The sequence below is a fragment of the Sulfitobacter sp. NFXS29 genome, assembly GCF_040148765.1.
Classification (GTDB): domain Bacteria; phylum Pseudomonadota; class Alphaproteobacteria; order Rhodobacterales; family Rhodobacteraceae; genus Sulfitobacter.
Window position 1 is genome coordinate 101,277 of the sequence record NZ_JAGDED010000005.1, and the last position, 22,177, is coordinate 123,453.

Annotated in this window: 26 protein-coding genes; 17 read left to right on the top strand and 9 right to left on the bottom strand. The window is 62.4% G+C overall.

Annotated features, from left to right (window positions below):
* Positions 1-12 precede the first annotated feature (12 nt).
* From J3456_RS10060 to lpxK, 5 genes are all read left to right on the top strand, one after another.
* Positions 13-1,359 carry a TldD/PmbA family protein gene (locus J3456_RS10060; RefSeq protein ID WP_349580138.1) on the top strand — a complete coding sequence of 449 codons (1,347 nt, stop codon included), beginning with the start codon at positions 13-15 and terminating at the stop codon, positions 1,357-1,359.
* Positions 1,352-2,128 (top strand): 3'(2'),5'-bisphosphate nucleotidase CysQ, encoded by a 777-nt coding sequence (locus J3456_RS10065; RefSeq protein ID WP_349580258.1) that lies wholly within the window; start codon positions 1,352-1,354, stop codon positions 2,126-2,128. The genes J3456_RS10060 and J3456_RS10065 overlap by 8 nt, the downstream gene beginning before the upstream one ends.
* A 63-nt stretch (positions 2,129-2,191) precedes the next feature.
* The gene (locus tag J3456_RS10070) at positions 2,192-2,434 is read left to right on the top strand and encodes a DUF4170 domain-containing protein (protein ID WP_132444107.1); all 243 of its coding nucleotides are present in this window, start codon (positions 2,192-2,194) and stop codon (positions 2,432-2,434) included.
* Between the two features lie 6 nt (positions 2,435-2,440).
* Positions 2,441-3,685, top strand: a complete 1,245-nt coding sequence (locus tag J3456_RS10075; RefSeq protein WP_349580139.1) for a 3-deoxy-D-manno-octulosonic acid transferase — start codon at positions 2,441-2,443, stop codon at positions 3,683-3,685.
* On the top strand, positions 3,672-4,658 hold the full coding sequence (lpxK, locus tag J3456_RS10080; protein ID WP_349580140.1) for a tetraacyldisaccharide 4'-kinase: 987 nt from the start codon (positions 3,672-3,674) through the stop codon (positions 4,656-4,658). The genes J3456_RS10075 and lpxK overlap by 14 nt, the downstream gene beginning before the upstream one ends.
* Here the strand turns inward: lpxK and J3456_RS10085 are convergent.
* From J3456_RS10085 to J3456_RS10095, 3 genes are read right to left on the bottom strand one after another with little or no spacing between them, the layout of a single operon-like run.
* Positions 4,655-5,773: a CaiB/BaiF CoA transferase family protein gene (locus J3456_RS10085; protein WP_349580141.1), complete on the bottom strand. Its 1,119-nt coding sequence runs from the start codon at positions 5,771-5,773 to the stop codon at positions 4,655-4,657. The two genes, lpxK and J3456_RS10085, sit on opposite strands and share 4 nt — an antisense overlap.
* Entirely contained in the window at positions 5,773-6,459 is a 687-nt protein-coding gene (locus tag J3456_RS10090; protein ID WP_349580142.1) for a DsbA family protein, read from the bottom strand. Before J3456_RS10090 ends, J3456_RS10085 begins: the two co-directional genes overlap by 1 nt.
* 37 nt (positions 6,460-6,496) lie before the next feature.
* A complete protein-coding gene (locus J3456_RS10095; protein ID WP_349580143.1) occupies positions 6,497-7,006 on the bottom strand; it encodes a DUF721 domain-containing protein in 510 nt (169 codons plus the stop codon).
* Between the two features lie 82 nt (positions 7,007-7,088).
* Here J3456_RS10095 and mutY point away from each other — a divergent pair, with 82 nt between their 5' ends.
* From mutY to J3456_RS10110, 3 genes are all read left to right on the top strand, one after another.
* Positions 7,089-8,153 (top strand): A/G-specific adenine glycosylase, encoded by a 1,065-nt coding sequence (gene mutY, locus J3456_RS10100; RefSeq protein WP_349580144.1) that lies wholly within the window; start codon positions 7,089-7,091, stop codon positions 8,151-8,153.
* 66 nt (positions 8,154-8,219) lie between these two features.
* Positions 8,220-9,368 (top strand): alkane 1-monooxygenase, encoded by a 1,149-nt coding sequence (locus J3456_RS10105; RefSeq protein ID WP_349580145.1) that lies wholly within the window; start codon positions 8,220-8,222, stop codon positions 9,366-9,368.
* A 68-nt stretch (positions 9,369-9,436) separates the two neighbouring features.
* Complete coding sequence (locus J3456_RS10110) at positions 9,437-9,862, top strand: response regulator (protein WP_349580146.1); 426 nt, start codon at positions 9,437-9,439, stop codon at positions 9,860-9,862.
* 114 nt (positions 9,863-9,976) lie between these two features.
* Here J3456_RS10110 and J3456_RS10115 read toward each other — a convergent pair whose 3' ends face one another.
* The 3 genes from J3456_RS10115 to J3456_RS10125 all read right to left on the bottom strand — a co-directional run bounded on the left by J3456_RS10115 (position 9,977) and on the right by J3456_RS10125 (position 12,501).
* Positions 9,977-11,077, bottom strand: coding sequence for a site-specific DNA-methyltransferase (locus J3456_RS10115; protein WP_349580147.1), 1,101 nt, complete (start codon positions 11,075-11,077; stop codon positions 9,977-9,979).
* A gap of 88 nt (positions 11,078-11,165) precedes the next feature.
* Positions 11,166-11,795, bottom strand: coding sequence for a ribonuclease HII (gene rnhB / locus J3456_RS10120; RefSeq protein WP_349580148.1), 630 nt, complete (start codon positions 11,793-11,795; stop codon positions 11,166-11,168).
* Positions 11,796-11,919: 124 nt separating this feature from the next.
* Entirely contained in the window at positions 11,920-12,501 is a 582-nt protein-coding gene (locus J3456_RS10125; protein WP_349580149.1) for a hypothetical protein, read from the bottom strand.
* 217 nt (positions 12,502-12,718) lie between these two features.
* Between J3456_RS10125 and J3456_RS10130 the strand changes: the two genes are divergently transcribed.
* The 3 genes from J3456_RS10130 (at position 12,719) to J3456_RS10140 (ending at position 14,819) form a co-directional block, all read left to right on the top strand.
* Positions 12,719-13,012: a hypothetical protein gene (locus J3456_RS10130; protein WP_349580150.1), complete on the top strand. Its 294-nt coding sequence runs from the start codon at positions 12,719-12,721 to the stop codon at positions 13,010-13,012.
* Position 13,013: 1 nt separating this feature from the next.
* Positions 13,014-13,688 carry a winged helix-turn-helix domain-containing protein gene (locus tag J3456_RS10135; RefSeq protein WP_082849503.1) on the top strand — a complete coding sequence of 225 codons (675 nt, stop codon included), beginning with the start codon at positions 13,014-13,016 and terminating at the stop codon, positions 13,686-13,688.
* A 108-nt stretch (positions 13,689-13,796) separates the two neighbouring features.
* Entirely contained in the window at positions 13,797-14,819 is a 1,023-nt protein-coding gene (locus J3456_RS10140) for an aspartate-semialdehyde dehydrogenase (protein WP_067623574.1), read from the top strand.
* A gap of 75 nt (positions 14,820-14,894) precedes the next feature.
* On the opposite strand, the gene J3456_RS10145 is transcribed toward J3456_RS10140, so the two are convergent.
* Positions 14,895-15,545, bottom strand: a complete 651-nt coding sequence (locus tag J3456_RS10145) for a carbonic anhydrase (protein WP_349580151.1) — start codon at positions 15,543-15,545, stop codon at positions 14,895-14,897.
* Positions 15,546-15,700: 155 nt separating this feature from the next.
* Here J3456_RS10145 and J3456_RS10150 point away from each other — a divergent pair, with 155 nt between their 5' ends.
* The 3 genes from J3456_RS10150 to J3456_RS10160 all read left to right on the top strand — a co-directional run bounded on the left by J3456_RS10150 (position 15,701) and on the right by J3456_RS10160 (position 18,303).
* Entirely contained in the window at positions 15,701-16,078 is a 378-nt protein-coding gene (locus tag J3456_RS10150; RefSeq protein WP_349580152.1) for a hypothetical protein, read from the top strand.
* Positions 16,079-16,141: 63 nt separating this feature from the next.
* Positions 16,142-17,524 carry a leucyl aminopeptidase family protein gene (locus J3456_RS10155; protein WP_349580153.1) on the top strand — a complete coding sequence of 461 codons (1,383 nt, stop codon included), beginning with the start codon at positions 16,142-16,144 and terminating at the stop codon, positions 17,522-17,524.
* The gene (locus J3456_RS10160; protein WP_349580154.1) at positions 17,521-18,303 is read left to right on the top strand and encodes a C40 family peptidase; all 783 of its coding nucleotides are present in this window, start codon (positions 17,521-17,523) and stop codon (positions 18,301-18,303) included. Before J3456_RS10155 ends, J3456_RS10160 begins: the two co-directional genes overlap by 4 nt.
* Here the strand turns inward: J3456_RS10160 and J3456_RS10165 are convergent.
* Positions 18,300-18,647, bottom strand: a complete 348-nt coding sequence (locus tag J3456_RS10165; protein WP_259947163.1) for a DUF2794 domain-containing protein — start codon at positions 18,645-18,647, stop codon at positions 18,300-18,302. The genes J3456_RS10160 and J3456_RS10165 overlap by 4 nt on opposite strands.
* A 130-nt stretch (positions 18,648-18,777) precedes the next feature.
* On the opposite strand from J3456_RS10165, the gene paaI reads away from it, so the two are divergent.
* Together paaI and paaK are read left to right on the top strand one after the other, a co-directional pair.
* Positions 18,778-19,215, top strand: coding sequence for a hydroxyphenylacetyl-CoA thioesterase PaaI (paaI, locus tag J3456_RS10170; RefSeq protein ID WP_067942039.1), 438 nt, complete (start codon positions 18,778-18,780; stop codon positions 19,213-19,215).
* A complete protein-coding gene (gene paaK / locus J3456_RS10175; protein WP_349580155.1) occupies positions 19,215-20,525 on the top strand; it encodes a phenylacetate--CoA ligase PaaK in 1,311 nt (436 codons plus the stop codon). Before paaI ends, paaK begins: the two co-directional genes overlap by 1 nt.
* Before the next feature lie 9 nt (positions 20,526-20,534).
* Here the strand turns inward: paaK and J3456_RS10180 are convergent, their stop codons facing one another.
* Complete coding sequence (locus J3456_RS10180; protein ID WP_349580156.1) at positions 20,535-21,023, bottom strand: I78 family peptidase inhibitor; 489 nt, start codon at positions 21,021-21,023, stop codon at positions 20,535-20,537.
* A 155-nt stretch (positions 21,024-21,178) separates the two neighbouring features.
* On the opposite strand from J3456_RS10180, the gene mbfA reads away from it, so the two are divergent.
* Positions 21,179-22,153, top strand: a complete 975-nt coding sequence (mbfA, locus tag J3456_RS10185) for an iron exporter MbfA (protein WP_349580157.1) — start codon at positions 21,179-21,181, stop codon at positions 22,151-22,153.
* Positions 22,154-22,177 lie beyond the last annotated feature (24 nt).

The window sequence follows — 22,177 nt, forward strand, 5'->3', positions numbered from 1 at the left end:
AGGAGCCAGACCATGCCAGACGCCCTTGATGCATTGACCAAGTCCCTCCTTCAGGCGGCCACAAAGGCCGGTGCGGATGCGGCCGATGCCATGGCGATCACGGCAAGCTCCGTCTCAATCGAAGTGCGCGGCGGTACGCTGGAACAGGCTGAACGCTCGGAAGGGACCGACATCGGGTTGCGGGTCTTTGTCGGGCAGCGCTCGGCCAATGTTTCGGCCTCTGACACGTCATCGCGCACGATTGAGGAAATGGCCGAACGTGCTGTCGCCATGGCACGCGAAGCACCCGAAGACCCCTATTCCGGGCTGGCCGACCCCGATCAACTCTCCGCCCGCCGCGATGCGGAAGGGCTGGAGCTTTATGACGCAACGCCCGAGCCATCCCCCGAAACCCTGCAAGATGACGCCGCCCGCGCCGAAGCTGCTGCACTCGCCATCAAGGGCGTGAGTCAGGTGCAATCGGCAGGCGCAGGCTATGGCGCGCAGGAAATCTACCTCGCCGCGACCAACGGCTTTGAGGGCGGCTATGCCCGCAGTGAACGCGGGCTGTCCTGCGTCGCCATTGCGGGCAGCGGCACGGGGATGGAGCGGGATTACGACGGCGACAGCCGCATCTTTCAGGCCGACCTGCGCGACGCGCAAGAGATCGGCACCCGCGCAGGCGAACGCGCGCTGGCGCGGCTGGATGCGCGCAAGCCGCCCACCGGCAGCTATCCGGTGCTGTTTGACGAACGCATCGCCGCCTCGCTGATCGGGCATCTGCTCGGCGCGATCAACGGTCAGGCGATTTCGCGCGGGGCGTCCTTCCTGCGCGATGCGATGGGTGAACAGGTGCTGCCCGAAGGTCTGTCCCTGATCGAAGACCCGTCCCGCATCCGTGCCTCTGGCTCACGTCCTTTCGATGCCGAAGGGTTGCCGACCCAGCAACGGGCCATCGTTGAAAAAGGCATTCTGCAAGGCTGGACGCTCGACCTTGCCACGGCCCGCAAGCTGGAGCTTACCCCCACCGGCAACGCCGCACGCGGCACCGGCTCGGCTCCGCAGCCGTCGAACTGGAACATCGCGCTGACCCAAGGCGAGGCCAGCCGCGACGATCTGATCGCTGAGATGGGCACCGGGCTTTTGGTGACCTCGATGATCGGCAGCACGATCAACCCCAACACGGGCGACTATTCGCGCGGGGCCTCTGGCCTTTGGGTCGAGAATGGCGAGATCACCCATGCGATCAACGAATGCACCATCGCGGGCAACCTGCGCGACATGCTGCGGGCGATGATCCCCGCCAATGACGCGCGCACGCATCTCAGCCGGGTTGTGCCCTCGCTGCTGGTGCCGGGAATGACCCTTGCCGGTGCCTGAGGAGGACCTCGCCCTTTTGATCGACGCGGCCCGCAAGGCGGGTGCTGTGGCGCGCGGCTTTACGGGGGCCACGGCGAAACGCTGGGACAAGCCCGACAACGCAGGCCCGGTGACCGAGGCCGATCTGGCGGTGAACGATCTGCTGCTCGCGGAACTGCGCGGCGCACGGCCCGGCTATGGTTGGCTGTCGGAGGAGACCGATGACAATACCGACCGGCTGGGGCATGAACGAGTCTTCATCATCGACCCGATCGACGGCACCCGCAGTTTCGTCGAAGGCTCTGACACATGGGCGCATTCGCTGGCGGTGGCCGAGGCGGGCGAGGTTACGGCGGCGGTGGTCTACCTGCCGATGCGCGACATGCTCTATGCTGCCAGCCGGGGCGGTGGGGCCACGCTGAACGGCACGCCGATCCGCAGCTCATCGCAGACCAATCTGACCGAGGCGACCGTCCTCGCCGCGCGGCCCGCGCTGGTGGCAGAACGCTGGCACGGCGGCGCGCCGCCTGTGTTCAAACGCAGCTACCGTCCCTCGCTCGCATACCGCATGGCACTGGTAGCCGATGCCTCTTTCGACGCGATGATCACCCTGCGGCGTACATGGGAATGGGACATCGCCGCTGGCACGTTGATCGTGGCCGAGGCGGGTGGCACCTGCACCACCGCCACCGGCGCGCCGCTCAGGTTCAACAACCCCGACCCGCGCGTGGATGGCATCGTGGCGGGCGGCCCAATGGTGCAGCGCGCGCTGATCGACGCCCTTGCGTGACCGGCCCCATCTGCTAGGCACTATGCGCAGCACCGCAGCTTTGACAGATCAAAGGACAGCTCCATGACCCAACGCCTGCACCTTGTTTTCGGTGGCGAACTTGTCGACCCGACCAAGAACGCGTTCAAGAACGTCGACGACATCCATATCGTCGGGATCTTCCCCAATTACGCCAGCGCCTATGACGCATGGAAATCCGAAGCGCACCGGACCGTGGATAACGCGCATATGCGCTATTTCATCGCGCATCTGCACCGCCTGCGCGACGAAGAGACCTCGGCCTCGCCCACCGAAGAGCTGGAATAAACCACCATGGCGGCGCGGTCGCTGGGGCTTGCAGCCTATCGCGCCCTTGTGCGCCGTGGCGGGGCCGAAGACGCCGCGCCCTATGCCGCGCGCCCCGAGGGTGAGCTGGTTTGGATGCATGCCGCCGAGGCTGGCAATGTCTTGGCCGTGCTCGACCTTGCCAAACGTCTGATGGCGATGCGCGACCGCGTCGCGGTGCTGGTGACCCTTTCGGAGAGCGCGGCCACCCAAGACCTCCCGCCAACCGACACCCGCGATCTTTTCATCCTTCCCGCCCCAAGCGAACATCCCGAGAATATCGCGCGGTTCCTTGACCATTGGCGCCCCGGCTTCTGCCTATGGACATGGGGTGGGCTGAGGCCCAATCTGGTGTTAGAAACCGCGGCACGCGGCTGCCCGATGATGATGATCGACGCCGACAGCGCTGGTTTCGATGGCCGCCGGGATCGCTGGATGCCCGATGTGACCCGACAGCTGTTGTCCGCCTTCGATCAGGTGCTCACCCGCTCTCCGGCAGTGCTGCGCCGTCTGGTGCAACTGGGCCTGCCGCGCAGCAAGGGAGAGGTGACTTCGCCGCTGCTGACGGGCGGCCAAGCGCTGCGCTGCGCGGAATCGGACCTGGCGGATATGTCGGCCTGCCTTGTCGGGCGCCCGGTCTGGTATGCCACGCAAATCCTGCCCGAAGAGATACCCGTCGTGCTGACCGCCCACCGCCAAGCGCTGCGCCTGTCGCACCGGCTGCTGCTGATCCTGCACACCCACGATTACCCGACCGCCGATATCGCCTATGAACGCGCCCGTGCGCGGGGCTTCACCGCGATGCGGTGGGGGGATGACCCCTACCCCGATGAAACCACGCAAGTCATGGTGGCTGATGATCCCGGCGACCGGGGGCTGTTTTTTCGCGTCGCACCCGTGTCGTTCCTTGGCTCTTCGCTGGTGTCGGGCCATGGCGGCTGCGATCCCTTTGAGGCGTCAGCGCTTGGATCTGCGGTGCTCTATGGCCCCAAGGTGCGGAACTTCCTGCCGTCCTACGGGCGGCTCGCCACAGCGGGGGCGGCACGGATCGTCAACGATGCGGGTGCGCTCGGCAATGCGGTTTCGCGGTTGATTGCGCCGGACCAGGCGGCGACCATGGCCCACGCGGGCTGGGACGTGATCAGCGAAGGGGCCGAACTGGCCGACAGGGTGATCGAATTGATCCAAGACAGTCTCGACGACCATGCGGGAGCCTCAAATGCGCGCGCCTGATTTCTGGCATCAGCCCCGACCCGATTGGCGTGCACGGTTGCTGCAGCCACTGGGCGCGCTTTATGCCGCTGCCACCGCGCGGCGGCTGGCCAGCGGCACACCACTGCGCTTGGATATCCCGGTGATCTGTGTCGGCAACATCAACGCAGGCGGCACCGGAAAGACGCCCACGGTGATGGCGGTGCTGCAATATCTGCTAGAGCGCGGCCACCGCCCCCATGTCGTCTCACGCGGCTATGGCGGCACGCTGGAAGGCCCGGTGCGGGTGGATCCAGCGCAGCACAGCGCGGACGAGGTGGGCGACGAGCCGCTGCTGCTGGCCGCATTCGCGGATGTCTGGGTTGCCCGAGATCGAGCTGCGGGCGCGCAGGCGGCAGAGGCTTCGGGCGCCACTGTCGTGGTGCTGGATGACGGCTTTCAAAACCCCGCTTTGGCGCAGGATCTGAGCATCGTCGTGGTGGACGCGGTCAAAGGTTTCGGTAACGGCCTGTGCCTGCCCGCCGGGCCGCTGCGCGAGCCTGTCGCGGCGGGGCTGGCGCGGGCTGACCTGCTGCTCTCCATCGGGGATGAAGCGGCGCAAACCCGTTTCGCGGCGGGGCTACCGAAAACCGATCTGCCCCATGCTCGCGCCGAACTCGCGCCCCTGCAGACCGGGATGGATTGGTCGGATTCCCAAGTGCTCGCCTTTGCAGGCATCGGCCACCCTGAGAAGTTCTTCGCCACGCTGCGCGGGCTGGGGGCGACGATCCTCCACGCCGAGGCGTTGGAGGATCACCAGCCGCTGACGCCACGGCTGATGCTGCGACTAGAGACCGAGGCCGCGATGCGCGGCGCGCAGCTTGTCACTACCGAGAAAGACGCCGTGCGCCTGCCGATGGAGTTCCGCGCAAAGGTGCTGACCTTGCCGGTGCGCCTGTCCCTGCCCGAAGGCAATGCGCTGCATGCAGCGTTGGACAGGCTGCCACCGCCCTAGTCTTTGTTGTCTTCGCCCAGTTTCGGTGCCGGGCGGTGCAGTGAAAGCTCGGCCCCCGAAAAGGTGAAGGGCGACCGCAGCCCCGGCACACCATCAAGCTCGATCTGCATGCCCCGCGCCACGACCTGCGGATCGGCCATGACATCTGACATATCGTTGATCGGCCCGGCAGGCACGCCATGCGCCTCACAGGCGGCCAGCAGATCATCACGGCTGCGCAGACGGGTGGCCCCGGTCAGGCGGCGGATCATCTCGGGCCGGTTGGCGACCCGGTCGGCGTTCTTGAGGTATTCCGGCGCGGTGGCCATGTCATCCAGCCCTAACAATTGACACAGGCGCTGATATTGCCCGTCATTGCCCGTGGCGATGATGAGATGCCCGTCGGAACACTCAAACACCTCATAAGGCGTCAGGTTGGGATGCGCGTTGCCCATCCGTGTCGGCGCCTTGCCGGTGGTCAAATAGTTCATCGCCTGATTGCCGGTGATCGCCACGGCACAATCCAAAAGCGCCATGTCGATATGTTGCCCCACGCCCGTCTGATGACGCTGATGCACGGCGGCCAAAATCGCGGTGCTGGCATAGACCCCGGTGAAGATATCGGTGATCGCCATGCCGGATTTCTGCGGGAGGCCGTCCGGTTCGCCAGTGATCGACATCAGGCCCGACATGCCTTGGATGATGAAATCATAGCCCGCGCGATGCGCATAAGGCCCGGTATGGCCGAAACCCGTGATCGAACAATAGATCAGTTTGGGAAACTGCGCAGACAGGCTGGCGTAGTCCAACCCGTATTTCGCTAATCCCCCGGTCTTGAAATTCTCGATCAGAATATCCGCATCGGCCAAGAGTTCTTTGACCTGCGCCTGACCTTCCTCGGTCCGGAAATCCACGGTGACAGAGGCTTTGCCCCGGTTCGTCGAGTGGAAATAGGAGGCGGTGACATCCTCGTCGCGGGTGACGAAGGGCGGGCCCCATTGGCGGGTATCATCCCCCGCCGGGCTTTCCACTTTGATCACCTCACACCCGAGGTCCGACAGTGTCTGACCGGCCCAAGGGCCGGCCAGAACACGCGCCAATTCGACGACTTTCAGTCCTGCTAGCGGTGCGGTCATTAGCCAGCCAGCGCGTCGTCGAGGATTTCCTTCATGTCGGCATAGGACATGTTCGAATGTTTCTTGCCGTCGATGACAAAGCTCGGCGTGCTAGAGATGTCATCCTCTTTGGAGTTCTCGGTGTACCATGCCACCAGCGCCTCGGCTTTGGCACCGTCTTTCAGGCATTCGTCCAACGTCTCGTTATCAAGGCCAGCCAGACGGCCAATCTTGCGCAGCTCGTCGACGATGGCCGCAGGCTCGCCCGCGCGGGTCCACTCGCTTTGCGATTTGTAGATCAGGTCAGCGATGCCAAAAAATTTCTCTTGCCCGCCGCAGCGCGCCACCATGGAGGCCCAGAGGCCGTAGCGGTCGAAATAAACCTCGCGGTAGATGAATTTCACTTTGCCGCTGTCGATGTAATCGGCCTTCAGCTTTTTGAAGGTCTCGTTGTGGAAGGTCGCACAATGCGGGCAGGTGAAGGAGGCGTATTCGATCATCGTGACCGGCGCGTTTTCATCGCCCATGACCATCTCGGTGATGCCAGAGGTATCCACGTCGCCCTCGGTGGTCTGCGCGTTGGCGGCACCGACCAGCGGAGTCAGCGCGGTGCTGCCGAGCGGGGAGGAGCCGAAGCTGCTTGCGGCAAACCAGCCACCGACGCCGAGTGTGGCGAGACCGCCAAGGATTACGTTTCTGCGATTCATGAGATGTTCCTTTGTCTGTTACGTCAGCTTTAGGTGGTCAGCTTTGGTTCTTGTTCAATATGTTCTCGCCCAGACGTGCAAGGGCTTCGCGCAGCCCCTCGTCGGCCACGGGCTGGGCGGCTTCGGCTGCTTTGCGTTGCAGCGCGGGGTTAGGGGCGGTTTTTTCGGTCTTGGGTTTGTGGTCAAACGCCACCTGCCCTTCGGCAAAACCGGTCGCCGCCGTCTGCGTGATCCGCACCCGCGCGATGGCGTTATAGCCATAGACCGCGTTGACCCGCGCGCGCAGTTGCTCTTTTTGCATCTCCAGCATGGGCGCATTGGCCCCGGTGGTCAGCAGGGTCAGCGTGGCCCCGATGCCTTCCTTGCGGCCATAGCTGACCTCAACAGGGCGCGAGATGGCGGCGGTCGCCTCGCCCACGATTTCGGTCCAATGGGTCAACAGACGCGATTGGGCAAAGCCGCGGGTCTCGCTCGCCTTGCGAATCTGCTGCGAGAGCAGGCTATCGGTGCGTTTAAACCCTTTTGTAGTCGTACGACGTGGCGGCATGGCTTTGTTTCCCGAATGTGCTGACATACATAACCATTTGCCCCAGCGTCACCAGCCCCTGCCTTGTGGAAAGGCCTAAACATTGCCTGAGAAGACCCCCGTCAGCAAGCTGCCGCCGATCCTGCTGGAATGGTACGATACCCATGCCCGCGCTCTGCCGTGGCGGGTGCCGCCGCAAGACCGCATGGCCGGGGTCATGCCCGACCCCTACCGCATCTGGCTGAGCGAGGTCATGTTGCAGCAGACCACCGTGGCCACGGTGAAGGACTATTTCGCCCGGTTCACCGCCCGCTGGCCGGATGTGGCGGCCCTTGCTGCGGCTGAAGATGCCGATGTGATGGCCGAATGGGCGGGGCTTGGCTATTACGCCCGCGCCCGCAACCTGTTGAAATGCGCGCGTGCGGTGGTAGCAGAGCATGGCGGCAGCTTCCCTGCGGATCATGATGCGCTGCTGAAATTGCCGGGGATCGGGCCTTATACGGCGGCGGCGATCTCCTCCATCGCGTTCGATCTGCCCCATGCGGTGCTTGATGGCAATGTCGAGCGGGTGATGGCGCGGGTCTATGACATCCACACGCCCCTGCCCGCTGCGAAGCCCGAGTTGATGGCGCGGGCCGTCACGCTGACCCCGCAGGACCGGCCCGGAGACTATGCCCAAGCCGTGATGGATCTGGGCGCTACAATCTGCACGCCGAAGTCCCCTGCCTGTGGCATCTGCCCGTGGCGCGAACCCTGCGTCGCGCGGGCAGAAAGAACAGCGGCGCTCTTGCCCAAGAAGACACCGAAAAAACCAAAACCCATCCGCCACGGCACCGTTTATCTGGCGCAGCGTGAGGATGGCGCGTGGCTGCTTGAAACACGGCCCGACAAAGGGCTGCTTGGCGGGATGCTTGGCTGGCCCGGTTCTGACTGGATCGATACGGCAGAGCCGCGCCCCGAAGGGACGCCGCCGCTAACGGCCGATTGGCAGCCCCTGCCCGGCGAGGTACGCCATACCTTTACCCATTTTCACCTGATGTTAACCGTGCAGCACGCGCGTGTGGGCCATGATGCCGCGCCGCAAAACGGCGAATTCATCGGCCAGAACCAGTTCAGCCCCAGCGACCTGCCCACCGTGATGCGCAAGGCTTTTGATCTGACCCGCTAGCGCCGCGTCAGGCTTTGTACCCCCGGCGATCTGCGGTATATCTGGCGCGCAACAATGAGGTGCCCCATGCCGAACCGCATCATCGCCCCACAAGACCTTGCCCGCATCAGCCGCGCCTTGCCGTTTTGGCTGTCGCTGCTGCTGATCCCGCTGGCGTGGTTCTGTGCCCTGCAGGGCGGCTGGACCATCGCGCTCCTGCCGCTGGTGACGTGGTATCTGTTTTCCTTGCTCGACGCGGTGCTGGGGCTGAACCTCGACAACGCTGATCTGGAAGCGACCGAGGACGATCTCTATTGGTATCGCCTTGTCACACTGATCTGGGCACCGCTGCAATTCCTGACCGTCTTTGGTCTGATCTATTACGCCACGCGGGCCGCGCATCTGGACACGGCAGAGCGGATATTCCTGTTCTTTGGCGTTGGCGTGATTACCGGCACCATCGGCATCAACTATAGCCATGAGTTGATGCACCAGCGGAATAAGACCGAACGCCTCTTGGCGGACATCTTGCTGGCGATGGTGCTCTATTCGCATTTTCGATCCGAGCACTTGCTGGTGCACCACCGCCATGTCGGCACCCCGCGCGACACGGTGACCGCGCGCTATAACGAAGGGTTCCACCGCTTCTATCCCCGCGTGCTGCGGGAGTCGCTCACCTCGGCCTTTCATGCGGAAAAGAACATGCTGGCGCGCAAGGGGCTGCCGTGGACCGATCCGGGCAATCCCTTCTTCAAATACTGGGCGCTACAGGCCGGTTTTTTGCTGCTGGCGCTGGTCTTGGGCGGGTGGAGCGGGCTGGGCCTCTTCCTCGTGCAGGCCGGGGTCGCGATTTGGCAGTTGGAGCTGGTCAATTACATCGAGCACTACGGGCTGACGCGCAAACATCTGGGCGGGGCCAAATACGAACATGTCCAGCCACGCCATTCGTGGAACGCGGCGCATAAGGCCAGCAACTGGCTACTGATCAACCTGCAACGCCATTCCGATCACCACTACAAACCCGACCGGCGCTTCCCGGTCTTGCAGACCTATGGCACGGGCGACGCGCCGCAGCTGCCCTATGGCTATCCGGTGATGACGATGGCCGCGATGGTCCCCCCGCTGTGGCGACGCATTATGAACCCCCGCGTGCGCAAATGGCGCGAGATGTACTACCCTGAGATCACCGACTGGAAAGCCTACAACAAGGCCAGCAATCCTCTGCCCCGTCTTTGAACGCGGCAACGCAAAGTTAAACTTTGCCTGTCACATAGGCTGCGATTGTTACCAGTGGAGTGGTATTGATGCAGCAACAGCAAGCGCCCTCGCGGGCGGCCTATGATGGCACCTGTCTGATCGTCGAGGACAGTGAGTTTGACAGAGAGAGGCTGCGCCGTGTTCTGGCCCGCGCCTATGGCGGGATGCGGGTGGAGTTCGCCCCCAGCATCGACGCCGCGCGCAAGGCGCTGAGCGCGGGGGACAAGGCGCTGATCCTGCTCGACAACAACCTGCCCGATGGGTTGGGCGCGAATTTCGCGCTGGAACTGGCCTGCGACGACCGCCATGCACAGACGCCGGTGATTATGGTCAGCGATTGGCCCTCCCCCGGCATGTGGGAAAAAGCCGCCTCTGCCGGGGTGCTATACGTGGTGAATAAATCCGATTTCGATGCCCGCTATATTGATGCCGTGCTGCGTGAGTTTCAGGCCCGCAAACGGTGGGTGAATTAGGCCGATCCAACAAAAAAACCCCGCCATGGGGCGGGGTCAAGGTAGGCACCCGTGTGGCTGCCCCTCACGCAGAGGGACCACGGGTGCCGGCGGTGTTCGATTGTTCGGAGTAGATCAGTTGGCCATCTCGGCCCTGATCTGCTGACGCAGAATGTCGATGGGGACATTCTTGCCGTCTTTTTTGTAGCACCAATAGGTCCAGCCATTGCAGCTTGGCGCTTTCTCATAGGCCGCGCCCACCTGATGGATCGACCCTTTGACATCGCTGCCAATCAGGGTGCCATCGGCACGGACCTTGGCCTTGTGGCGGCCATTCATGGAATAGAGGTTCTCGCCCGGGCGCAGCATGCCACGCTCGACCAACTGACCAAAAGGCACACGCGGCTCAGCGCGTTTGGAGGTGGTGGTTTGCAGCGCTTCGTTGTCGAACTTGCGCACCATCGAGATACGTTTCTCGGCAACCTTGCGATAGGCTGCCTCACGCTCAATGCCGATAAAATCGCGGCCCAGCATCTTGGCGACAGCGCCGGTGGTGCCAGTGCCAAAGAACGGGTCGAGGATCACATCGCCGGGGTTGGTCGAGCCGACAAGAACCCGGTGCAGCAGGCTTTCGGGCTTCTGCGTCGGATGCGCCTTGTCACCCGCATCGTCTTTCAAACGCTCATGACCGGTGCAAATCGGCAGCACCCAATCGCTGCGCATCTGGATGCCTTCGTTAAGCGCTTTCAACGCTTCATAGTTAAAGGTGTATTTGCTGTTCTCGCTCTTGCCGGCCCAGATCATTGTCTCATGGGCATTGGTAAAGCGTTTGCCGCGGAAGTTCGGCATTGGGTTCGACTTGCGCCAGACCACATCATTAAGGATCCAGAACCCTTGGTCCTGCAGTGCCGCGCCAACGCGGAAGATGTTGTGATAGCTGCCGATTACCCAGATCGCGCCATCGGGTTTCAGCAAACGCCGCGCGGCTTTGAGCCAAGCACGGGTGAAATCATCATAGGCCTTAAAGCTGGCGAATTGGTCCCATTCGTCATCAACTGCATCGACCTTAGAGTTGTCCGGACGATGCAAATCACCCCGCAACTGCAAGTTGTAGGGCGGATCCGCGAAGATCAGATCCACCGACTCTGCTGGAAGGGCGTTCATTGCCTCAATGCAATCGCCCGCAACAATAGTGTTCAAGGGAAGCGCCGCAGCGCCCTTTGTCATCGTTTTCATATCTCTGCCTCATTACCCGGCGCTTAAGCGCTCATTGGTTGTGGATAAAATGGGCCATCAGAGATTCGCGGTCAATTTCTTTTTTGAATCAATCGGTTAACAAATTAGCTTGATACAAGATATTGTGTATAGGTTTGAACAAACGTCTATGGTGTGGGGTAACACCAAGATCCCGCAGGGCAGCCATGTGGCTTTTCGATCCGTAGCCCATATTGGTTTCCCAGCCATATCCGGGATGTTGTTGCGCCAAGTCCACCATGAGTCTATCGCGCACGGTTTTGGCAACGATAGAAGCCGCTGAGATCGACAGACAGCGGGCATCCCCTTTCACCACAGGTTGCGCCGGAAGGCTCAGATCGCGCGGAAGCATATTGCCGTCGATCAATGCGTAATCCGCCGCGCAGGCCAATCCCGCGAGTGCGCGGGTCATCGCTAGATGGCTGGCACGCAAGATGTTGTGTTCTTCGATCTCTTCCACGGTGGCATGGGCCACGCAAACGATAGCCACCGACATGATCTCATCATAGAGCCGTTCTCGGGCGCGGGCGGTCAGCTTTTTAGAATCGTTCAGCCCCTCGGGGATCTGCCCCTCGGTAAAGACCACGGCGGCGGCAGTGACCGGCCCGGCCAGCGGGCCACGGCCCACTTCGTCCACACCGGCGATGGTGCGAAAGCCTTGTCCCATGGCGCCGCGTTCAAATTCAAAGTCAGGTATCATGGCGCTGGTGAAACCGCATGCGCCCAAAAGGTGCAACAAAAAAGAGAAAGGGGAGGCGCCCGAACACCCCCCCTTTCAACACCCGAGCGACAGGGACGTGACGCTCGGTCAAGGCACGCCGGATTTACCGACGGGCCAAGCTGTAACCCGAGTCGCGCAGGCAGCGGGCATCATAGCCGTAGCGTGCACTGTCCGCCGTCTTCACGCGCTTGGCGCAGTAGTTGGGCAGTCGGTCGACTTGGGAATAATTCTTTTCAAGGCAGGGCTCGCCAAACATCATCACCTTGCCGTCTTCGCCGTCATAGCTGCGGAAGCACTGCTGCGGCAGCAACTTGCTGTCCACCCGCTCTGGCAGGGGGCGCACTTCGCGCTCAGGGTAGGTGGCGCGGTCGCGCTCTGGGTGGGTCCGGGCGCTGCGGCGCGGTTCGGGGCGCGGATCGATATAGGGGCGCGGGTGCGGCCGCTTGGAAACTGTGGGGTAATAACGCGGCGCCTCATACACTGGAGCGGCGCGGCGCCGGGTGACCGTCTCGCGCTCGTTGCGCTCTTTGTTGTTGTCGTAGATTATCTTGCCCACGATCGCGACGCCCGCAATCGCGGCGAGCGTACGCAACACTTCCTTTTCATCGGCGGCGGCAGGGCGGGCACCAAAAGCGGTGATGGCAACCGCTGCGGCGGCGATGGTAGCAATGAACTTGCGGTACATGGGTCTGGTCCCTTCTCGTTTATCGGCGCGTTAGCTGCGCCCTTGATCGTCTACGGCCTCAACTCGGGGGCCGCGTATCGGTTCGTGTGTCTGTTGGTGCCACCAAATTGGGGGGAGGGCCAAAGACAGGCAATAACAGGGGGTCGTTATTAGATAACAAGGCGCCCAAAACGCCTTGGTTATTGAATATCAGCGGGCGAAAGCGCATTAAAAACATATGAAAAACCGATGTCTCTCCTTACTGACCGCGCTGACGGTCATACTGGCCCTGCCCGCTGCGGCGACGGCCGGATGCTTTGCCGATTATAAGGCCAAGCAAGACAATCCGCTGCGCCTCCATTACGGGGTGGCGCAGATTTCCGGGGCCTGTGAGCCAGCGTCCGCCGAAACCGAACTCACGCCGCGTCTTGCAGCGGAGGGCTGGACATTGTTGAATGTGCTGTCTGTCTTCGGTGACGAAGGCTTGGATCAAAGGAAAGACAGTGCAGGAACATTCTACCTCCGCTTCTGACATGCGCAGATTTGGCGGGCGTTTCGTGATCGGTGGCATCGCCGCCGTGGTCGCCGTGCTTTTGGTCGGGGCGCTTGTCCTGCTTTGGGCGCTGCCGGATGCGAACGTCTTTAACGCGCGGGTTGAGCGGATCTTTATCGAGAATGACGATCTGACCACCCAAGCCGAGATCAAGCTTCTCGAAATCCTCGCCCAGTCCGGCACTGCCTTTTCTGAGACTTTGGCCAGCTACCGCATCGTGATCGTCGTGCTGCTGGTCTTTGCCAGCGCCATGCTGGTCGCGGCGATGGTGTTTTTGTTCATGCTGGTCGGCTTTAACCGCCGCATGGCGCAGATTGAGCGGACCGGCATTCAAGTGAACTCACTGCTCATTAGCCGCGAAGAGAATACCGTTTATCTTAACAACCTCGGTTTCAAATTGACCGCCGCCGCGATGGAGACGATGTCGGTTCTCGCCGAAGCGCGGATGGACGATGACGTGCTGTCAGGGTCCGAGATCGAAGGCATGATATCAGGCCGCAACGCCGCCGACTGTGATGAGGCCGCCGGGGCCACACGGATCAAGCGCCTGCGCGACACGCTGGGCAACCAGCTGGTGTCGGAACTGCTGGTCAAAAACATCGCCCGGCGCGGCTATATGCTGGCGATCAACAAGGACGTGATCAAGGTTCTTTAACCCCGCCAGAGCGGCGCTCTGCATGGTCTGCGCGCGGCTGGCCCTAGCCAATGCCCCGCAGGCACGTTAAATGGCGTCAAATTTAATTGGACAGACTGGAGTAATCAGATGGGTTATCGCGTCGCCGTCGTCGGTGCCACAGGCAATGTGGGCCGTGAAATGTTGAACATCCTCGCGGAGCGTCAGTTCCCCGTGGACGAGATCGTGGCTCTGGCCAGCCGCCGCTCGCTCGGCTCGGAAATCAGCTTTGGGGACAAGACCCTCAAGACCAAAGACCTCGACACTTTCGACTTCACTGGCTGGGACATGGCGCTTTTTGCGGTAGGTTCCGAAGCGACCAAGAAATACGCTCCTGCTGCTGCCAAAGCGGGCTGCGTGGTGATTGATAACTCTTCGCTTTACCGCTATGATCAAGACGTGCCGCTGATCGTGCCCGAGGTGAACCCGCAGGACGTGCACGGCTATTCCAAGAAAAACATCATCGCCAACCCCAACTGCTCGACCGCGCAGATGGTTGTGGCGCTGAAGCCACTGCACGACCGCGCCAAGATCAAGCGCGTCGTCGTCTCGACTTACCAGTCGGTTTCCGGCGCGGGCAAGGAAGGCATTGATGAGCTTTGGGATCAGACCAAAAGCATCTACAACCCGACCGATGACAAGCCCGCCAGCAAGTTCACCAAACAGATCGCCTTCAACGTGATTCCGCATATCGACGTCTTCCTCGAAGACGGTTCGACCAAGGAAGAATGGAAGATGGTCGCCGAGACCAAAAAGATCGTCGACCCCTCGATCAAAGTCACCGCGACCTGCGTGCGCGTGCCGGTCTTCGTGGGCCATGCGGAATCGATCAACATCGAATTCGAAGACCACCTCGACGAAGCCGAAGCCCGCGACATCCTGCGCGAAGCGCCGGGTCTCATGGTGATCGACAAGCGCGAAGACGGCGGCTACGTCACGCCGGTGGAATGTGTGGGTGACTTCGCCACCTTCATCAGCCGCATCCGTCAGGACAGCACCATCGACAACGGCATCAACCTGTGGTGCGTCAGCGACAACCTGCGCAAGGGTGCCGCCCTGAACGCCGTTCAGATCGCCGAACTGCTGGGCCGCGAAGTGCTGAAAAAGGGCTGAGGTTCAGCCAGTCTAGGAATAAGAAAGGGGGCCAATCGGCCCCCTTTTTCGTCTCAACAGTTCTGGTCGGCGAAATCAAACCGGCTCGAAGGTCTGCGCCTTGGCGTCGTAATATTCCAAGCTGCCCTCGCCAATGTCGGTCCACAGGCCATGCAAGCTCAGCGTGCCATCTTCGACCTTTGCCTTGATCCACGGGAAGGTCATAAGGTTTTCAAGCGAGGTCATCACCGCCTGACGCTCCAGCAAGAGCTGCTGCTCTGCCGGGTCTTCGACCTTTTCCACCGTCTCGTATTTCGGGCGCAGCAGGTCCATCCAGCGGCCCACGAAACTGTCTTGGTTCTCAAGCTCGGGCGCGTTGCCTTTGCACATCTGGATACAACCCGCGACGCCGCCGCAGCTGGAATGGCCCAACACGATCAGATGCGCGACCTTCAGCGCGTTGACCGCATATTCCACCGCCGCCGAGGTGCCGTGCTGTTTGCCATCTGGCTCATAGGGCGGGACGAGGTTGGCGATATTGCGGTGGATGAAGAACTCCCCCTGATCGGCCCCGAAGATCGAGGTCACATGCACGCGGCTGTCGCAGCAAGAGATCACCATCGCGCGTGGGCGCTGCCCTTCGGCGGCCAATCGGCGGTACCATGTCTGGTTCTCGGCATAGCCGGTCGCCTTCCACCCTTGATAGCGTTGCAACAGATACGACGGCAGAGCCTTGGCCTTGTCCATGTGTAAACGTCCCTTAATGCGTGATGTGGTTTTAGCGCAGATAGCGCAAATACCATACGAATTCGAGAGAAAAGACACTGCCATCGCAACCCTTTGCACACCTTCCCGCGCCATATTGTCTCAAGGCCGTGGGGGCTGATTGAAGGATGATACCAATGCAACTTATGCAAATACGCCCGACTGAGCAGGTCTATGTCGATCAAGAGCGGCTTGGCCTGCTCTACACGCAACTCGGGGAGGTGGGCGCCGAAGATGTCGTCTGCCGCGCCATGGAGGAATTGGCTCTGCGCCTGTCGCATTGCAAAAAGCTGCACAAGGACCAAGACCGCGCCGGGCTGCGCAAAAGCGTGCACCGCCTGATCGCCATCGCAGAGCAGGTCGGCATGGCGCTGGTCGCACAGGTGGCGGCGGATGTGGTGATCTGTATCGACGCGGCGGATGACATCGCGACCGCCGCCACTCTGTCGCGGTTGATCCGCAGCGGGGAACGGTCGCTCACCGCGATATGGGACTTGCCCGACATCACGATCTGACCGCTTGCGGGTGGCGATGGAAAAGGTAGGCTGCGCGCAAATCCAGATTTGCAAAGGTTTGTCATGTCCGCCGAATTCGCCGCCCCCTCCGCCGCCGCCCTGCCGCTTCATGTCTTGAGCGAGGCCGCGCTTGAAGGCTGGCTTGCCGATCAGCCCGGCCCGGTGCAGGCATGGGTCAAAGCCAGCGGTTTTGCGGGCGCTCTTGGTCAGGCGCTTGTGGTGCCGGGGGAGGAAGGCACCCCCGCGCTGGCATTGGCGGGCTACGGCACCGAAGCCGCGCGCCGACGGGGCCGCTTTCACCTCGCCGCCGCAGCCGCCCGCCTGCCTGCGGGGGACTACCAGATCGAAAGCGGCCTGCCAGAGGACCAAGCCGCGAACGAGGCGCTTGGCTGGCTGCTGGCGGGCTACCGTTTCGACCGCTACCGCGACCAAACCGCGCTGGCCGCCCGTCTTGTCGCGCCCGAAGGGATCGACGCCGATCAGATCGCGGCGCTGGCCACGGGTGAGATGCTAACTCGCGACCTGATCAACACCCCCGCCTCAGATATGGGGCCGCCCGATCTGGAAGCCGCCGCGCGCAAACTGGCCGAACAGCATGGCGCAAAGATCGAAGTCATCACCGGCGATGCGCTGCTAGAGAACAACCTGCCGATGATCCACACCGTTGGCCGCGCCGCCGACCGCGCGCCGCGTTTGATCGACATGGCATGGGGCGACACGGGGCCAAAGCTGACGCTGGTGGGCAAAGGCGTCTGTTTCGACACCGGCGGGCTGAACCTGAAACCCGGTGCGTCCATGGCGCTGATGAAAAAGGACATGGGCGGCGCCGCCGCCGTGCTGGGGCTGGCGCATATGATCATGGCCACCGGCATGGCCGTGCAACTGCGCGTGCTGATCCCGGCGGTAGAGAATTCGGTCTCCGGCAACGCCTTCCGCCCTGGCGACATCCTGACCTCGCGCAAGGGGCTGACGGTTGAGATTAACAACACCGACGCCGAAGGGCGTCTGGTATTGGCCGATGCGCTGGCGCTGGCGGATGAGGACAAACCGGATCAGATCATCTCGATGGCGACGCTCACCGGGGCCGCACGGGTCGCCGTGGGGCCGGACCTTGCACCCTATTACAGCGACGATGCCGCTTTCGTCTCGGCCCTAGAAAGCGCCGCGGCGGGCTCTGCCGATCCGGTCTGGCGGATGCCTTTCCATGACGCTTACGAGGCGCTGATCGAGCCCGGCATTGCCGATCTCGACAACGCGCCCAAGGGCGGCTTTGCCGGGTCGATCACCGCAGCGCTTTTTCTGCGCCGTTTTGTGACCGAGAGCAAATACGCGCATTTTGACATCTACGGCTGGCAGCCCGCCGACGCCCCCGCCCGCCCCAAAGGCGGCGCGGGCCAAGGCACCCGCGCGCTCTATGCCGCGCTGCCAGCCATGCTAAAGCTATGAGCGATCCACGCCTCACCCCTGATCCGGCGCTGATGACCCTAAACCGCCCCGCGCAGGTGGCGGTGCCGGTGGCAGACCTCTGCCGCCGCCCCGACGGGCCGCGCGACCGGCAGGTGTTGTTCGGCGAACAGATGACCGTCCTGCATGAGGCGTCGGGCTGGACCTATGTACAGGCCGAGAAGGATGGCTATTGCGGCTATGTCCTGCAGCGCGCGCTGAGCATAGCGCGCAGGCCCACCCATCGAGTCCGCGTGCCTGCCACCCATGCCTATTCCAACGCCGATCTGAAATCGCCCGACCTGCTGAGCCTCAGTTTCGGCTCACCCGTCACGGTCATTGCTGAGACCAAGGATTTTGCCGAGACCCCGCGGGGCCATATCCCGCGCGGCCACCTTGCCCCCATCGATCGCCACGAGGCCGACCCCGCGCAGATCGCGGCGCTGTTCCTCGGCACGCCCTACCTCTGGGGTGGCAACAGCCGCTGGGGGATTGATTGTTCGGGCCTCGTTCAAGCGGCGCTGCTGGCCTGCGGGATCCCCTGCCCCGGTGACAGCGACCAGCAAGAGGGCTCCGTGGGCGCGCCCGTCGACGGTGACTACCAACGCAATGACCTGCTGTTCTGGAAAGGCCATGTCGCGTTGGTGGTCGATGCCGAAACGATGATCCACGCCAATGCCCATGCGATGGCCGTGAGCTATGAAAACATCACCGATGCCATCGCCCGGATCGAAGCCGCTGGCGACGGGCCGGTCACCGCACATCGCCGCCCCGGCGTTTAATCCACCGACCGGATCAGCTTGCGTTCTAGCACGCGCAGCACCGCTTTAAGGTCATGCCCCCGGCGCAGCACCTGCCCGCCGGTGCCCACCACCGCATACATCCCTTGGCGGTTGCGCAGCTTTGGCCGCTTTTCAATCCGGTAAAGCGGTATCTCTGCCGTGCGTCGGAAAACCGAAAAGACAGCCACGTCCTTAAGATGAGAAATCCCGTAATCGCGCCACTCTCCGGCGGCGACCATCCGGCCATAAAGCGATAGGATCAGCGACAGTTCCGTGCGGTGGAATGCGACCTGTTCGGCGGGGCGCTCGAAAGCCGTGATCGGCGATGGGGGCTCTATGCTCATGGCTTTACAGTTGACCCTGACGGGGGCCAAATCAAGCCCTGACATGGTTGAATGCGCCGCTCAAAATTTCTTGAAAGCGTTACAGAATTGTGCCACCAATCTGAAAAATGAAACACAAAGGCCCGATGGAATGACCCCAGAAGCCCGCGCCCGCAAATGTGCCGAGGTGATGTTCGCCCAAGATTCCGCCTCTGCCGGATTGGGCATGACCATCGACGATGTCACCCCCGGCGGCGCGGTTTTGTCGATGTCGGTGCGCCCGGACATGCTGAACGGTCACGGGATTTGCCACGGTGGTTTCATCTTTACCCTTGCCGACAGCGCCTTTGCCTTTGCCTGCAACAGCTACAACCAGACCACCGTCGCACAGCAGAACCAGATCACCTATCTCAGCCCCGGCCAGCCGGAGGAGCGGCTGACCGCCACCGCACGCGAAGTGTCGCGCAGCGGTAGGTCGGGCATCTATGATGTGACCGTCACGGGTGAGGATGACCGTGTCGTGGCCCTGTTTCGCGGGCTCTCCCGCAGCATCAAGGGCCAGCTATTTACCGAGGAGGAGCCGACCTGATGAAAGACTTGACCCCCGCGAAGGACACGCTCGACCCGATTGAGATCGCCAGCCGGGACGAGATCAGCGCCCTGCAACTGGACCGTCTGAAATGGTCCCTGCGCCACGCCTATGACAACGTGCCCTTCTATAAGCAGAGCTTTGACGATGCAGGCGTGCACCCCGACGATCTGAAACAGCTTTCCGATCTCTCGCGCTTTCCCTTCACCGTCAAAACCGATCTGCGCGACAATTACCCCTTTGGCATGTTCGCCGTGCCGCGCGATCAGGTGGCGCGCATTCACGCATCATCTGGCACCACCGGGCAGCCGACGGTGGTGGGTTACACTAAGGACGACCTCGCCAACTGGGGCCAAGTCGTCGCCCGTTCCCTGCGCGCGGCGGGGATGCGCCCCGGCGATATGCTGCACAACGCCTATGGCTATGGGCTGTTCACCGGCGGCTTGGGCATTCACCTTGGGGCCGATGCGCTTGGCCTGTCGACCGTGCCAATCTCGGGCGGGATGACACCACGCCAAGTGCGGCTGATCGAAGATTTCCAGCCCAAGGGCATCACGGTGACGCCCTCCTACGCGCTGTCGATCCTGGATGAATTCGCCAACCAAGGCATCGACCCGCGTCAATCCTCGCTCGAAGTCGGCATTTTCGGGGCTGAACCTTGGACCAATGCCATGCGGCTTGAGATCGAGCAGGCTTTCGACATGCATGCCGTCGATATCTATGGCCTCAGCGAAGTCATGGGGCCGGGCGTATCGATGGAATGTGTGGAAACCAAGGACGGGCTGCACATCTGGGAGGATCACTTCTACCCCGAGATCATCAACCCCGAAACGGGTGATCCGGTTGAGGATGGCGAGATGGGCGAGCTGGTCTTTACCTCGCTGACCAAAGAGGCCTTCCCGATCATCCGCTACCGCACCCGCGACCTGACCCGTCTGCTGGCCGGAACCGCACGGTCTATGCGCCGGATGGAGAAGGTGACGGGCCGCAGCGACGACATGATCATCCTGCGCGGCGTCAACGTCTTTCCCACCCAGATCGAAGAAGCGCTGATGGCGACGCCGGGGCTTGCCCCGCATTTCCAGATCGAGCTCACACGCCCCGACCGGATGGATCAGATGCGCGTGCTCTGCGAATGCGCGGACGCCAGCATCAGCACCGACGCCCGGAAAGCGGCGATCAAAGCGCTCTCGGCGCAGATCAAGCAGACGGTGGGCATCTCGGTCAAGGTAGAGGTCATGGACGTGGGCGGCGTTGCCCGGTCAGAGGGCAAAGCCGTGCGCATTCTCGACAAGCGACCAAAGGGCTAGGCCGAAAACCTAGCCGCAGGTGACCTTGGCGATTTTCCCTTCCGCGTCCAACACGATGTTGGTGCGCTTTGGGTTGGCGTCCATCGTCACCGGGTCACCCTCGGTATAGACGCGCTTGGGCTCGGACACGATGTTTGCCGCCGCGCGGGGGCGGCCAATCAGACCCCACCAACTGCCTTCTTTGCAGGTTTCCGCCAGTGGCTTGGCAGGCGTGGGCGCGGTAGGCGTGCTGGAACTGCTGGAACTGCTAGAGTTACTAGACGGCTCATTCACCGCGTCGATCACCGAATTGGGCAGGGGTTTGGGCTTGGTCGTGGAGGCGCGCGCTTCTGTCCGTGCGGGGCGTGGCGCGGTCTGTGCGGGCGGTGTGGTTGTGGCCGTCGGTGGCGTAATCTGCCCCGTCGGCGCAGCTGGGGCCGGAATGGGGTTTTGCACCGGCGCTGTCGCCACTTCGGCGCAGCCCGCCATCAATAGGGGTGCCAAGAAAACTAATCTCATGTTCCAAACCTCGTTATTCGCGTGGTGTCGGAGCAAGGGCCGACCATCCCGCAACAGGTAGGTCCATCCCGCGCGCCGCCAAGGGCGAGGCGCTTTGCATTTGCTGGAACCCGCCGATGGCTCTACTGTGAGGGCCTGACAACGGAGCCTTCTCGATGCGATTTTCTCTCAACCGCAAACGTTTCAAAGACCTGAGCGAACAAGAGGTGCTGGCGCTGGCCATCTCCTCCGAAGAGGATGACGCGCGCATCTACCGCGACTATGCCGAAAGGCTGCGCGCCGAATACCCCGACAGCGCCGCCGTCTTTGACGGGATGGCTGAGGAGGAGAACGAACACCGCCGCCGCTTGATTGACCTGCACCGCGCCCGTTTCGGGGATGTCATCCCGCTGATCCGGCGCGAACATGTCTCGGGCTACTACGCGCGCCGCCCGGTCTGGCTGATCGAGAACCTGTCGCTAGAGCGTATCCGGCAAGAGGCCGCCGCGATGGAACAGGACGCCGAGCGGTTCTACCTTGCCGCCGCCGCGCGCACGTCAGACGCGGCGACACGGCAGTTGTTAGGCGATCTGGCCGCTGCCGAGGCAGGCCACCACAACAGCGCGCAGGATTTGACCGAGAAACACCTTAACAGCGACAGCCGCAGCGACGAAGACAGCCGCGCGCATCGGCAGTTTCTCCTGACATGGGTCCAGCCCGGGCTGGCGGGTCTGATGGACGGGTCGGTCTCGACCCTCGCGCCGATCTTTGCCACCGCATTTGCCACCCATAACACTTGGACGACCTTCCTCGTCGGCCTTGCGGCGAGCGTCGGGGCGGGCATCTCAATGGGCTTCACCGAGGCGGCATCGGACGATGGGGAACTGTCGGGCCGCGGCTCTCCGATCAAACGCGGGGTAGCCTCGGGTGTGATGACCACGGTGGGCGGGCTGGGCCACGCGCTGCCCTACCTGATCACCGACTTCTGGACCGCCACTGTCGTCGCGATCATCGTCGTCTTTGTAGAGCTTTGGGCGATTGCGTGGATTCAGAATAAGTTCATGGAAACACCCTTCTTTCGCGCCGCGTTCCAAGTGGTGCTGGGCGGCGCATTGGTCTTTGCCGCCGGGGTGCTGATCGGCTCAGGGTAAGGCAAAGAGCCATGCCCCATTGCA

Bases quoted from the DNA above. Each gene is read 5' to 3' on its own strand.
- J3456_RS10095 (WP_349580143.1), bottom strand. From the start codon at position 7,006: ATGCCGCCACGTCGTACGACTACAAAAGGGTTTAAACGCACCGATAGC.
- J3456_RS10130 (WP_349580150.1), top strand. From the start codon at position 12,719: ATGAAAAACCGATGTCTCTCCTTACTGACCGCGCTGACGGTCATACTG.
- J3456_RS10060 (WP_349580138.1), top strand. From the start codon at position 13: ATGCCAGACGCCCTTGATGCATTGACCAAGTCCCTCCTTCAGGCGGCC.
- J3456_RS10105 (WP_349580145.1), top strand. From the start codon at position 8,220: ATGCCGAACCGCATCATCGCCCCACAAGACCTTGCCCGCATCAGCCGC.
- J3456_RS10075 (WP_349580139.1), top strand. From the start codon at position 2,441: ATGGCGGCGCGGTCGCTGGGGCTTGCAGCCTATCGCGCCCTTGTGCGC.
- J3456_RS10110 (WP_349580146.1), top strand. From the start codon at position 9,437: ATGCAGCAACAGCAAGCGCCCTCGCGGGCGGCCTATGATGGCACCTGT.
- J3456_RS10115 (WP_349580147.1), bottom strand. From the start codon at position 11,077: ATGAAAACGATGACAAAGGGCGCTGCGGCGCTTCCCTTGAACACTATT.
- J3456_RS10150 (WP_349580152.1), top strand. From the start codon at position 15,701: ATGCAACTTATGCAAATACGCCCGACTGAGCAGGTCTATGTCGATCAA.
- J3456_RS10085 (WP_349580141.1), bottom strand. From the start codon at position 5,773: ATGACCGCACCGCTAGCAGGACTGAAAGTCGTCGAATTGGCGCGTGTT.
- J3456_RS10090 (WP_349580142.1), bottom strand. From the start codon at position 6,459: ATGAATCGCAGAAACGTAATCCTTGGCGGTCTCGCCACACTCGGCGTC.
- J3456_RS10135 (WP_082849503.1), top strand. From the start codon at position 13,014: ATGCGCAGATTTGGCGGGCGTTTCGTGATCGGTGGCATCGCCGCCGTG.
- J3456_RS10160 (WP_349580154.1), top strand. From the start codon at position 17,521: ATGAGCGATCCACGCCTCACCCCTGATCCGGCGCTGATGACCCTAAAC.
- J3456_RS10125 (WP_349580149.1), bottom strand. From the start codon at position 12,501: ATGTACCGCAAGTTCATTGCTACCATCGCCGCCGCAGCGGTTGCCATC.
- paaK (WP_349580155.1), top strand. From the start codon at position 19,215: ATGAAAGACTTGACCCCCGCGAAGGACACGCTCGACCCGATTGAGATC.
- mbfA (WP_349580157.1), top strand. From the start codon at position 21,179: ATGCGATTTTCTCTCAACCGCAAACGTTTCAAAGACCTGAGCGAACAA.
- J3456_RS10165 (WP_259947163.1), bottom strand. From the start codon at position 18,647: ATGAGCATAGAGCCCCCATCGCCGATCACGGCTTTCGAGCGCCCCGCC.
- J3456_RS10070 (WP_132444107.1), top strand. From the start codon at position 2,192: ATGACCCAACGCCTGCACCTTGTTTTCGGTGGCGAACTTGTCGACCCG.
- J3456_RS10155 (WP_349580153.1), top strand. From the start codon at position 16,142: ATGTCCGCCGAATTCGCCGCCCCCTCCGCCGCCGCCCTGCCGCTTCAT.
- J3456_RS10180 (WP_349580156.1), bottom strand. From the start codon at position 21,023: ATGAGATTAGTTTTCTTGGCACCCCTATTGATGGCGGGCTGCGCCGAA.
- J3456_RS10140 (WP_067623574.1), top strand. From the start codon at position 13,797: ATGGGTTATCGCGTCGCCGTCGTCGGTGCCACAGGCAATGTGGGCCGT.
- J3456_RS10145 (WP_349580151.1), bottom strand. From the start codon at position 15,545: ATGGACAAGGCCAAGGCTCTGCCGTCGTATCTGTTGCAACGCTATCAA.
- paaI (WP_067942039.1), top strand. From the start codon at position 18,778: ATGACCCCAGAAGCCCGCGCCCGCAAATGTGCCGAGGTGATGTTCGCC.
- lpxK (WP_349580140.1), top strand. From the start codon at position 3,672: ATGCGCGCGCCTGATTTCTGGCATCAGCCCCGACCCGATTGGCGTGCA.
- rnhB (WP_349580148.1), bottom strand. From the start codon at position 11,795: ATGATACCTGACTTTGAATTTGAACGCGGCGCCATGGGACAAGGCTTT.